9 protein-coding genes are annotated in these 12,037 nt (G+C 63.8%); 2 read left to right on the top strand and 7 right to left on the bottom strand.

All coding sequences use genetic code 11. The annotated features are described in order from the left end of the window. Positions 1 to 21 precede the first annotated feature (21 nt). Genes EH209_RS11125 through EH209_RS11095 form a run of 7 tightly spaced genes read right to left on the bottom strand, consistent with a single transcriptional unit; the run spans position 22 to position 9,197 of the window. Positions 22 to 825 carry a DUF7289 family protein gene (locus EH209_RS11125; protein ID WP_126662970.1) on the bottom strand — a complete coding sequence of 268 codons (804 nt, stop codon included), beginning with the start codon at positions 823 to 825 and terminating at the stop codon, positions 22 to 24. Next, positions 822 to 1,316: a DUF7266 family protein gene (locus EH209_RS11120; protein WP_211338350.1), complete on the bottom strand. Its 495-nt coding sequence runs from the start codon at positions 1,314 to 1,316 to the stop codon at positions 822 to 824. Before EH209_RS11120 ends, EH209_RS11125 begins: the two co-directional genes overlap by 4 nt. Further along, complete coding sequence (locus tag EH209_RS11115; RefSeq protein WP_126662969.1) at positions 1,313 to 1,861, bottom strand: hypothetical protein; 549 nt, start codon at positions 1,859 to 1,861, stop codon at positions 1,313 to 1,315. Before EH209_RS11115 ends, EH209_RS11120 begins: the two co-directional genes overlap by 4 nt. Further along, complete coding sequence (locus EH209_RS11110; RefSeq protein WP_126662968.1) at positions 1,855 to 2,529, bottom strand: DUF7288 family protein; 675 nt, start codon at positions 2,527 to 2,529, stop codon at positions 1,855 to 1,857. The genes EH209_RS11115 and EH209_RS11110 overlap by 7 nt, the downstream gene beginning before the upstream one ends. Positions 2,530 to 2,533: 4 nt before the next feature. After that, complete coding sequence (locus tag EH209_RS11105; protein ID WP_211338349.1) at positions 2,534 to 3,076, bottom strand: DUF7287 family protein; 543 nt, start codon at positions 3,074 to 3,076, stop codon at positions 2,534 to 2,536. A gap of 2 nt (positions 3,077 to 3,078) precedes the next feature. Beyond that, the gene (locus EH209_RS11100; RefSeq protein ID WP_126662967.1) at positions 3,079 to 5,157 is read right to left on the bottom strand and encodes a type II secretion system F family protein; all 2,079 of its coding nucleotides are present in this window, start codon (positions 5,155 to 5,157) and stop codon (positions 3,079 to 3,081) included. Continuing rightward, entirely contained in the window at positions 5,154 to 9,197 is a 4,044-nt protein-coding gene (locus EH209_RS11095) for an ATPase, T2SS/T4P/T4SS family (RefSeq protein ID WP_126662966.1), read from the bottom strand. Before EH209_RS11095 ends, EH209_RS11100 begins: the two co-directional genes overlap by 4 nt. A 296-nt stretch (positions 9,198 to 9,493) precedes the next feature. On the opposite strand from EH209_RS11095, the gene EH209_RS11090 reads away from it, so the two are divergent. After that, on the top strand, positions 9,494 to 10,261 hold the full coding sequence (locus tag EH209_RS11090) for an SDR family NAD(P)-dependent oxidoreductase (RefSeq protein WP_126662965.1): 768 nt from the start codon (positions 9,494 to 9,496) through the stop codon (positions 10,259 to 10,261). 181 nt (positions 10,262 to 10,442) lie between these two features. Next, a complete protein-coding gene (locus EH209_RS11085) occupies positions 10,443 to 11,684 on the top strand; it encodes an acyl-CoA dehydrogenase family protein (RefSeq protein WP_126662964.1) in 1,242 nt (413 codons plus the stop codon). Positions 11,685 to 12,037: the final 353 nt, after the last annotated feature.

Here is a 12,037-nt window from a genome sequence, read left to right as displayed (position 1 = left end):
CGAACCGTCGGGTTCGCCCGCTCAGTAGTCGATGTCGACTTCGACGATGGTGACGACGACGCGACCGTCGTTGCCGTCGAAGTCACCGCAGCCGCCGTCGTCCTCGCTCCATCCCGAAAGGATGTCGTTCCACGCGTTTTCGTACGCGCCGTCGTCTTCGCGCTCGATAGTCACGTTCTCGACGCCAGTGTAGACCTTACTGCTGCGATCTTCGACGGTCATCGCCACGCCGAGCCCGCTGCTAGCTTGTACCGAACGGTCCTCGGCGGAGACGGCGACCAGCGAGATGATCGCCGTATTCTGGTCCGGATTGCACCGCAGCTGCGGTTCTCGGAGGACGACGCTTCCGGTCTCGTCCCCGCGGACGAGACCGCCTCCCTCATATGCAACCGTGCCGTCGCCCGACTCGTAGGCGAACTCGCCGAGTTCAGCGGTGACGCCGTCACCGTAGCCGGCGAACCGCTGATCGCTCCCGTCGGTACCGATCGGGTCACTACCGTTGATCGAAATGTTGAGTGCCGTTCCGCCGTTCCCGGTCGTGATCCGCCCGTCTCGTAGCGAGAGTTCACCGTAGCGCTGGTTGACGCCGTTCGAACGAAGTACGTCGTTGAAGTTGTCCGTCAACGAATCCATCGCGCGCACGGCGTTGGTCTCCTGCTCGTTCTCCTGATAGTCCATCATCGCCCCGAACGCGGTCGTGTATAGCAAGCCGACCGAGCCGAGGATGATCGCGAAGGTGAGAATGAAGGCGACGACTTCGGAGATGCCACGATCGTCGGCACCGAGTCCGACTCGCAGCGTCGAGTCGGCTCGTCGGTCGCTCATCGGTCCGCCTCCGTAATCTCGATGTTGCTACCCGTATAGGTGATCTCAAGCGAGCCGCCCGCAACGGACGTTCCGGTTTCGATCCCGGTGTCGACTTTGATCGGCACGTAAACCGTCACGTCGGCGCTCGAGGCCTCCAACTCGAGACACTGGTTCGAGTCGTCGAGCAGTGGCGCCCGTTCCCCGCAGTCCCCGGGTGACAGCGTCGTGACGGTGTATCCGGAGTTCGAGACCGTTCTCGGCCGATCGGAGACGATCGATACGTCGTCACTGTCGTTGGCCATTCGATCGACGTTGCCGATATCGCCCGCCAGCCGTTCGCCGACGGTCTCGAGGGCGGTTTCGGTCGACCGCTCGGTCTCGGACTCGAGCATCGTGCTGCCGGCCATCAACAGCATGGCGATGAGGATCGTCGTGATGCCGATCGTGAGGACGTGGGTGAGCGCGATCGACATCCCGCGGTCGGACGTGTGGTCGGGACGGCGAATCACGATGGACACCCCTCGGAGCTGACGTCTATCGTCCGATCGTAGCGCTGATCGGTGGAGTCGGCGGAGATCGTGACGGTCACGTTCTCGATGTCGACCTCGTTGTCGTCCACGTCGATTTTATCGGCTAGGTCGTCGTTGGCTTCGGCGTGCACGACGGTCGGCTGCGAGTGAGCCGTTGCGTTTCGATACAGCACCGAGTAGTTCTCGATATCGTTCTCCAGATTCGATTCCACTAGCGACGGTTGCACCTCGCCGCCATCGACCAGTTGGTTGTTCCCCGTTTGATCGCCTTCGTACTCCGCGATCAAACAGCCGACTCCCTGTCGGACCTCGAGTTCGGTCGTCTCGGCACTGCTCGCGCTCTGGCTCGTCTCGCCCGACGACAGCGTCTCGGTGTAGAGGACGCCGTTGAAGACGACGACCACGCCGAGCACGATGAACGCGAGCGCGACCGCGCCGATGAGCATCACCTGTCCCCTGTCAGGTCGGTCGTCCGATCGATCACCGGTTCCGCTTCGTCGGCTGCGAGTTCTGTCAGTTACCATACTGCGACGCGCACCTCCACGACGTTGTAGAGTTCAGACTCGTTTTCACCGGTCGCCGGCGGGATGGGGTACTTCCCATCTTGGTGGGCCTTTCGAACTGATATGTCCCTGTTCTCGTCGTCGGGAGCCGTCAGATTGTCCGACTCGAGCAGCGTCACGGTGTAACTCGCCGTCACCGCCTCCGATTGCCCCTGATAGACGAGATACGTACTGTTCTCCTCGTCGAACTCGCCGTTCTTATCCTGATAGACGAGTTCGACGTTATAGCTCAGTCCGCGCTCGGTGAACCGCTCCGAGAGCACCTCGCCGAGGGCGAACTTCCGATAGAGTTCCGTGTCGTTCGAGGCGTTGTAGTAGAACTCGACGTTCTGCTCGCTCGCGTTGTGGAACTCGTCGGTCGAGTCGTTCCAGTAGCGAACGAGCGTCGATAGATCGCCGGTTCCGTTCTCCGCGCTCCCGTTGGTCGTTGCGCCGACCACCAGCGCGTCCTGTGCCTCCTGTTCGAGTTGCGCCTGGGACGTCCGATCGGCGAGCCCGCCCGTCGTCGGTGTGATAACGACCGACTGGAGCGCGAACAGGACCGCCATCAGGACGATCATCGCCGAGACGAATCCCTCGAGGGTGTAGGCCTGTCCGCGGTCGGTTTCGGAGTGGGGTGTGTCTCGCATCGTATCACCACATCCTCACGACGAGTCGACAGGCCGGATCGCACTCCGGCGCAGCCCCGGTGAACGAGCCCGCTTCGAACGTCACGATCCGCGCGGAACTGGCCGCCGACTGGTTTTCGTAGCCGTCGCCGACCGTCCACTCGTCCCCGAGCGGTTCGCTTTCGTTGAGCGGTTCGAGGCGAACGTCGATCCGATCGTAGCGGGCTTCGTCTTCCCTGAGGCCGAGCCGTTCGGACAGTCCCTCGTCATCGTCGACGAACTCCTCGAACGCGCTGCCGTTGAGTTCGGTCTCCGGCCCCGTCTCCGTCGACAGATTGTGCACGACTCGGTCGGCGACGCGGTCGGCCTGGGCCGTCTGCCCGCCGGAAACCGACGAGTCGAACGGGGTCAGGATCGACGGGAGAAACGAGAAGACGAAGGCTACAGCCAGGATGAACACGCCGATCCCGATGGCGAAGTCCTGCGTGGTCTGGCCACGCTCGCGCAGGGAGATCGACACCGTCTTCGAGCGGCGGTCGCGGTCGGTTCGGGTCCGTTTTCGACTCATGATTAAGCCACCAGCGTCCAGCCGACGAGTGCGATCGTCGCCAGTATGACGGCGTATTTCAGTCCGCTCAGCACGTCCGCATCGCGGATGTACCCACAGATGACCCCGGAGAGGATCGCCTGCATCGTCACGGCGTGGAAGAACAACACCGACAGCATATTGACGTCGATGTTGTCGCTCAGGTCGGCCTCCCCGAGGCCGCCACTACCGCCGCCGCTGGCCGCGTCGGTACCGCCGCCGGTTGAACTCGAGAGGCCGGCCATCGTGTCGATGAACTGCGTCTTGAGGATCGCGATCACCGCGAGTACGGTCATGAACGTCATGATGATAATCACGACCTGCATCCGGGTGCGGGACTTGCGCTCGCGCTCGATATCGTCGTGGTTCTCGCTTGCGCGGGCGGCCGTCCGGAGCACGTCCGAGATCTGATTCGAGGCTTCCTGAGCCTCGGTGATCAGCCGCGTCGTCCGAGCCAGCCGCGGGATGTGGTACTTGTTGTTGAACTCGATGAGCGCCTGCTTCAGACTGGTCCCGTAGTTGACCTTCGTGTGCATCATCTCGAACTCGCGGGCTAGCTTCCCGCTCGTGGTGTCGGAAACGGCCTTTAGCGACTCGAGCAGCGTCAGTCCGGTGTCGTTCGAACTCGAGAGTTTGCGCAGGTCCTCGGAGAGTTGACTGACGACGGAGTTACGGTATCGAACGTTCCACTCGCGGAAGACGGCGAGCGGAATCGCGATAACGTACAGCGGGACGTAGACGTAGATGAACGTCCCCCAGACAGCGTTCTCGAGGAGGCCATCCCACGACGTGGGCGCCGAGCCGTTCATCATCGCCGTCGTAACGATCACGAGCGACGCCGGCACCGTCAGCGCGAGCGTGAGCAGCGGATTGTCCCGGAAGAACAGGTGGGGTTTCTGAAGGACCTCCATCGTCTCGTAGGTCCCCTCGCGGTTCTTGATCCGGTCGAAAACGCTGTGGTCACCCGTGAACTTCTCGACCAGCCCGAGATCCAGCAGGCCCTGATCTCCCTGGCTCTCGAGGCGGTCGTCGGTGTCCCCCATCGAGAGGTAGCCGTCACCCGGTTCGTCCTCTTTGACCGTCGAAACCATGATGAGAAAGCCGACCCCGGTCAGCGGGATCAGTGCGTAGACGGTCATATAGAGCATCGTGTTCGTCACGCTCGCCTGCGGGATCATCTGCATGACGACCATAATGATGATCAAGAGTAGCGGGAACAGCGACAGCGTCATGTACATCTCGCCGAACAGCTCGAGCGTCTCGAGGGTCAGTTCCTGCTCCTGTTTGGCGGTCCGCATGTGTTTTTCCTTCTTGTCCTCGAGGAAGCTCTCCATGTCGCCGCCGCTGTTGACGATCGAGAGCATGTCGGTCAGGAACTGCGAGAGTTCGTCGCTGGGCGTCTCCAGGGCCTGCTTCCGGATCGCGGTCCGGTAGTCGATGTCGAAGTACTCGGTCTCTTTGACGATGCTCTGGAACTCCTTTGCGACCTCGCCGTAGGTGTCGTCGGCCTGGGCCATCGCCTCGATGATCTCGAGTTGGTTCAGGCCGCCGACCGACAGCGCGTACATGAACGAAACGGAGTCGGTCAGGAGCATGTTGATCTGGCGCTTGCGGGTCGAGGCACGCGAGTAGGGGATCGCGACCAGCGATCCGAACCCGATCGCGAAGCCGATCGAACCGAAGAGGAGTCCGGTGAAGAAGATCAACGCCGGGATGCGGAGCGTGTCGATGATCTGGAGCACCAGCTCGCTGCTGACGGGGAAGCCGAGGATCACGTCGACCTGAATGATGCCGGTGGCAAACAGCGTGTAGCCGAGCAGGAGGCCGAGCAGCCACAGCGCCAGGCCGCTGATGAAGCCGATCCCGAGGGCTCGGGAGAGGTAGAGTTCGACCGTGTTGGTCATTCGAGCCTGAGCTAACTTCGTCTCGACGTCGCCGACGAACTCGCTATCGTCGGTGAACAACCAGTCGTAGAGGGGGTAGAACGTCTCGCCGAGCACGTCGGAGCCCCCTGAGAGCCCGCCGGAACCGCCACCGCCGCTGCTGTCGGTCTGGAGGCTCATGCGTCGGTATCCCCGTTATCGTCGGCGGGATCGGTTTCGCCGTCCGCCGGTCCATCGTCCTCGCTCTCGGCCGGTTCGAAGATCGAATCGTCAGTCTCGGCCTGCGCCTGTTCGCCGTCGAACAGCGACTCGTCGTCGCTATCGTCCGCCGCCGAATCCTCGGAGAAGATCGAGTCGGACTTGGTCCCGAAGATCGACTCCGATTCGTCGGTATCGTCGACTTCTGCTGGCTCCGTCGGATCGTCGCGATCCTTGCCGGGCGGATCGGCCGCGGTCACCGTCGGCTCCTCGTCGGCCGGCTGGTCGTCGCCATCGCCTTCGAGACGCCCGTCGTGTTCGCTTCGTTCGTTCGCCGGGGACGTGGTGTCCGACTCCGGCGCGTCGGCGGTCGGCTCGCCGGCCACGATACCGTTGCCGTTCTCGACAGCGGCGCTCTCATCGCTGCCGTCGTCGATGATGCTCGAGGAACCGGCGTCAGCTTCCGACGCGACACCCTCCTCGGCGTCCGTCGCTGCGGAGTCGTCGGCCGCCCCTCCGAGCTCGATAGTCGGCGTCTCGTCGGTCTCGATACCTTCGTCGGTCATCTCCTCGGGAGCGGCCGTCGATGTCTCGTCGCCTTCGGCAGGGTTGTCGGTCGAACCGCCGAGGTCGATTGTCGGCGTCTCGTCGGGTTCGTCGGCGGTCTCGAGTCCGTCGCCGACCGGCTCGTCGGCGGTCGCCGGTTCGAACTGATCGCTGAAGTCGCCGGCCGTCTCCGCGTCGGATTCGGGGTCGAAGATCGACTCGAGGTCGTCTTCGGGGAACATCGAATCGAAGCCGGAGGTGTCGGGCTTGGCCGTCGACGCGATGTCGGCCTCCGTTGGCGGTTCCGGCTGGCCGTCCGCGTCGAGCCGATCGATAGTGTCGCCCATGTCGTCGAACAGCCCGCCGAGATCCGCGTCGTCGGCGTCGTCGGTCGGCATGACGGTCGTCTCCGTCTCGTCGACGGCCGCCGGCTGCGGAGTTTCGGTCTCCGCGTCCGCGCCATTCGCGCTCGCCGCCGGCGCAGGCGGGCCGCTGACGCCGCCCGTCTCGTCGTCGATCTCGAACCCGTCGGACGTCTCGTCCGCGGTGCCGGCATCGGGCGACTCGGCCGCGATCCCGTCGCTGCCCGTCCCGGCGGCCGTTCCGTCACCGACCGTCTCGGCGGCGACTCCCTCGCCGGCACTCGAAGCCGCTTCGGCGCTGTCGGCAGCAGCCTCGCCCTCGTCGCCGCCGATATCGAAACCGGTATCGTCGCTGAGCCACGCCGGCTCCCCGGCGTCCTCGCCGGCGCCGAACCCGCTCGAGCCGTCGCCGAGCTCCCACTCGTCGTCTTCGACCGAGTCGTCGACGTCGCCGGCGAAGTCGAACTCGTCGGCGTCGGCGCCGTCGACCTCGATCGCGTCCGCCGCCTCGGCTCCACCGAGGGCGCTGTCCAGTCCGCTCGGCGTTTTGCCGCGGTACTCCTCGAACAGCGACTCTTCGGCGCGTTCCAGGAGGTCCATCGAGGTGTTGTACGTCTCGTCAGTCGCATCCGGTCGCGGGACGAGTTCCTCTTTCTCCGGATCGACGTCGATCAGGACGCTCTCCATCTCCCGGAGGTCCTCGAGGCTGTCCTCGAGTTGGCCGTTCGCGATGAGCGTGAGGATCGTGTCGGGATCGTTGATGAACGCCTGCACCGTGGCGGCGACCTCCGCGTACGTGTTGAGCCCGTTCTTGATGAGGTAGGCGAGGATGACCTCGCGTTTGAACAGTTCCTCCTCGAGTTTCTCGCGGCTCCAGCCGCGGTCGAACTGGATCTCCTCTAAGGTGTTCGAGTCCCCCATCTTGAGGAACTCGTCAGTCTCGGCCTGCCACTGGTAGACGTCTTGGACGTTGATTTCGTCGTGTTCGGCCTCGTAGTGATTGATCTCGGTCAGCGACTTGTTCCGGCGGACCTTCCGGCCCTGGACCCGCGTCTGGGTCTGGATCGACACGAGGTCCAAGGCGGTGAACATCGTCTTCGAGACGTTGATCGGATCCGTCGTGAACCGCTTGAGCACCTCGTCGACGGAGTCAGCGTGGAACGTGGTGTAGGTCGTGTGGCCGGTCGACATGACCTGGAACAGCGTCCGTCCCTCCTCGCCCCGGATCTCACCCATGACGATGTAGTCGGGTCGCTGACGGAGCGCGGCCTCGAGCAGGTCGAACTCGTCGACGTCGCCCTGCTCGTCGTCGGCGAAGGACGGGCGCGTGACGCTGGCGATCCAGTTTCGCTGCGGGAGTTCGACCTCCCGGGTGTCCTCGATGGAGACGATCTTGGCGCTCGAGGGGATAAACAGCGAGACCGCGTTCAGCGAGGTCGTCTTCCCGGAAGCGGTACCCCCGGCGAAGATCAGGCTCTTGTGGTTCTCGATGCAGAGCCAGAGGAACGCCATCTCGTCGAGCGAGAAGGTGTTCCAATTGATGAGGTCGATCGGGGTGAACGGGACGTCCTTGAACTGACGGATGGTGTAGTTGGTCCCGTGGTCGGACACCTCCTCTCCCAGCGTCAACTGGGCGCGCGATCCGTCGGGGAGGGTCGCGTCGACTTGCGGCAGCCGTTTGCTGATACCCTTTCCGGAGCGCTGGGCGAGTTTGACGACGAAGTCGTCGAGTTCGTCCTCGCCGTGGTAGACGTTCGAGATGATCTGCTCGTACTCCGAGTGGTAGACGAACACCGGCGAGTTGTAGCCGTCGACGGAGATGTCCTCGACGTTGATGTCGTGTTTGATCCCGTCGATGCGCTCGTAGCCGATGAAGTTGCGCTTGAGCAGATAGAGCAGTTTCTCGACCTGATACTCACTTAGCGTGTCCGGATCGTCGGCGAGGATCGCCGGCTCGGGCCGAACGGAGAGCCCCTCGAGCGGGTCGGGGCCGTCGTTCTCGCCGTCGCCGTCGCCGTCGCCCTCGTCGTCGTCGAGCAGATTCCGCAGCGTGTCGAGGATACTCTCCTGGGACCCGCTAGCCGTCTTCTCGAACAGGTCGTAGCGCTTGAGCAACTGGCGGGTCTCGTCCTCGATAACCGTCCGGCGTCCGTCCTCGGTCGCCTTCTCCTTGATCCCCTCGTCGGAGTACTTGATCGCGGTTCGCAGTTTGCCTGAGAGGAACTCCTGTAACTCGAGTTCGATCTCGTTCAGGTAGGGCTCGATCAGGTAGTACTTCTTCTCGTTTTCCTTCTCGGAGTGGAAGATAACGACGCAGGCGTAGGGTTTGTTCACCCAGTAGCGCTCGACCTCTCTGAAGTGGGTCTTCTTGTCCATCGGGACGGCCTTCTCCAGATCGTAGCGGTTGGTGACGGTCGTGTTGCCCGCGACCGTCGAGAAGAACTCGTCCTCGTCGACCTCCTCCTGGACGTTGACGGTTCGTTCCTCGACGAGTTCGTCCAGCTCCATCGCGGCGTCGTCGGCCGCGGACAGGCGCTGTTCTAGCGTGTCCGGATCGAAGCCGAGCGACTCCTCCTTATCGTGGGTGACGATGTCGCCGTCGCTATCCCGCGGCCGGGAGCCGTCGTCCTCGTAGTAGTACTCCCACTTGTAGTGCTCCCAGGTCCAGGTATCTTTGACGACCGGCGTCGTCTCCGGGTCGGCGTACTCCCGAAAGACGTCCCAGAGTTCCTCGGCGTTGTCGCCGGCGGTCGGCACGACCGTCGAGTCCAGATCGTCGGGGTGATAGCCGAGGTAGGACTCGGGATCGAACTCGACTCGGGTCCAGTCCTCGCCGGACGGGACCGTGCGTTCGGGTCCTTCGTCGGTATCTAATCCCAGTTGGTCGTCCGACGTCGCCTCAACAGGATCGTCGGGATACAGAACCGACGCGTCGTCGCCGTACCCATACTCTTCCATGAAATGCTCCCACGTGTAGTCGCCGACGCGAACTCCCCCGTCCGGATTCGCGTCGCCGTCCGACCCGCGAGATCGATTCGCCTCCGACGCAGACTCGGACGCCTCACCCTCAGAAAAGTCCCCGGCATCCGACTGGTCGGCCTCGTCAATAGCCATTGACTTCACCCAAACTCTCACCCTTCAAAAAATTCATCCATACATTACCACTTCTGATAATCCCCCGAGCACAGTCTCCTTCCCGACGTATCCGTACGTGTCTCCCCGCTATCACAATCCAATCCACGCTACTGTCACTCTCAAATACACTCCCGTTTTCAGACCCATCCTACATATATTGTCGGACTACGTTATCTATTTCTAATGGAAACCCGTCCGTATTTGTGACGAGTTTTGAGCAGCGCGGTCCCGACGGGAGAACAGCTATGGGTTCGGCACCGGTATCGGTCGGGTAAATGAACGACCAGTTCAGTCTCGAGGACCGCGTCGCGGTCGTCACCGGCGGCGGGAGAGGGATCGGCCGCGCGATCGCGATCGAACTCGCCGACGCCGGAGCCGCAGTCGTCCCGTCGGCGCGCTCGAGCGACGAGATCGAGGCGGTCGCCGACGAGATCGAGGCCGCGGGCGGCGACGCGGTCGCCGTCCCCGCGGACGTGACGGATCCCGATGCGGTCGCGGACGTCATCGACCGGGCGGACGACGCCTTCGGCGGGGTCGACGTCGTCGTCAACAACGCCGGCTTCAACCCCGACGACGCGCTTGGCCAGCCGGAGGACGTCGAGACCGAGAGCCTCGATCGGGTGCTGGACGTCAACCTGAACGGCGCCTACGAGGTCACCCGCACCGCGGCCGACCACCTCCTCGAGAGCGACGGCGGGTCGGTGATCAACGTCGCGAGCGTCGGCGGGCTGGTCGGCCTGCCGCGTCAGCACCCCTACGTCGCCTCGAAACACGGCCTCGTCGGCCTTACGAAGAGCCTCTCACTCGACTGGGCCCCCGAAGTGAGGGTTAACGCCGTCGCCCCCGGCTACGTCTCGACGGCCCTGACCGACGACCTCGAGGCCGACGACCGACTTCGGCAGTCGATCATCGACCGCACGCCCCTCGAACGGTTCGCCGACCCCGAGGAAATCGCCGGCCCAGTGGTCTTCCTCGCGAGCGAGGCCGCGAGTTACGTAACCGGCGCCTGTCTGGCCGTCGACGGCGGTTGGACCGCCCGATAGCGCGCGGCGATCGGCCGATCCGTCAGCGCCCCATTTTACATCGATACCTATTCAACTCGAAGTATTTCTTCTGGAATTGAGTTATGCAACTACAGCTTCCATCGTAAATACAGTTGGGGAGAGTTCCACAGCCACGGTAGTTTCCGCCGGCACCTATCGCCGCGCCGGACCCAGTAGCCGTATGGACTACGCCGACTCCGACCGCGCACAGGAACTCGCCGACCGCGCCCGCGAGTTGATGGAAGAGGTCGTCCTCCCGATCGAGCGGGAGCGAGCCGGCGGGATGGCCGTTTCGAGCGGGACGATCGCGGAGCTTCGGGACGCCGCCCGCGAGTACGACATCTACGCGCCCCAGATCGCCGCGGAGTACGGCGGCATGGGCGAACGCTTCCGCGATGTCTTGCCCATCTTCGAGGAGGCCGGCCGCAGCCTCCTCGGCGCCGCCGCGATGCGCGTCGACGCCCCCGACGAGGGGAACATGCACCTGCTGGAACTGGCGGGCGACGAGCTACAGAAAGAGACCTACCTCGAGCCGCTCGTCGAGGGCGAGATCACGTCGGGGTTCTCGATGACCGAACCGCTGGACGGGGCCGGCTCGGACCCGAAGATGATCCGGACGACTGCGGAGAGAGACGGCGACGAGTGGGTCATCAACGGCCATAAGTGGTGGACGTCAAACGGCGTCGAGGCCGACGTCCTGATCGTTCTCGCGCGCACCGACCCCGACACCCATCCCTACGAGGGCTGTTCGCTCTTCCTCGTTCCCGCCGACGCGGACGGCGTCGATATCGTGCGCGACGTTCCCCACATGGGGGACGGCGCTCGCGGCGCCTCCCACGCCGAAATCGTCTACGAGAACGTCCGAATCCCCGATGAACACCTGCTCGGCGATCTGAACGAGGGATTTTCCCATGCCCAGGCGCGACTCGGCCCGGCCCGCCTCACCCACTGCATGCGCTTTTCCGGAATGGCCCGGCGCGCCCTCGAGATCGCGACGGCCTACACCAGCGAGCGCGAGGGGTTCGGGTCGACCCTGTCGGACAAACAGTCGCTGCGCCACCAGATCGCCGACGCCGAGACGCGGCTTCACGTCGCCCGGACCGCGATCCGCGACGCGGCCGACCGGATCGAGGACGGCGACGGAGCCCGCGTGCCCGTCTCGATGTGCAAGGTCTTCACCGCGAACGTCACGCAGGAGGCCGTCGACCTCGCCGTCCAGTGCTGTGGCGCCAACGGCATCGGGAAGGACCTCCCGCTGGCGGACTTCTACGAGGCCGTCCGCACGTTCCGCATCGTCGACGGCGCCGACGAGGTCCACCGACGGGTCATCGCCCGCGACGCCTTCGCGGACGTGAATCGCGAGGAACTCGAGCCGCTAACCCGATTCGGCGATCCGAACACGCGACGCGGCAGCGGCCACTAACCGAGTACGGGTATCCTCGTCCGGGTCTGTTGTCCCGTCGCTCGTAGATGTATGAAGAGACGGCTCGGCTCCGAAAATCCGTCCGCTACAGTGAACGACGCGGTGGTGGCTGTGCGCGGCTCGTGCTGGTTCGCTCGCCACACCGCGGCTCGCTGCATGGTCGTGACAGGATTTGAACCACCTAACCGTCACTCGCTGCGCTCGTTCGTTTCGTAATTCAAATCCCCAACCCTGTTTTCACTGTTCGCCGCCGCTCGCAGGAAAACGGGCATGGCAGGATTTGAACCGCGGTCGTTCCGCTTCGCTTCACTCCCTAATTCGAATCCGCTATCCGGTTCGCTCGCCACTCCGTG

The sequence above is a fragment of the Haloterrigena salifodinae genome, from assembly GCF_003977755.1.
Taxonomy (GTDB): Archaea; Halobacteriota; Halobacteria; order Halobacteriales; family Natrialbaceae; genus Haloterrigena; species Haloterrigena salifodinae.
The sequence above is the reverse complement of the archived record's forward strand: the minus strand, read 5'-3'. Positions and strand labels throughout refer to the sequence as shown.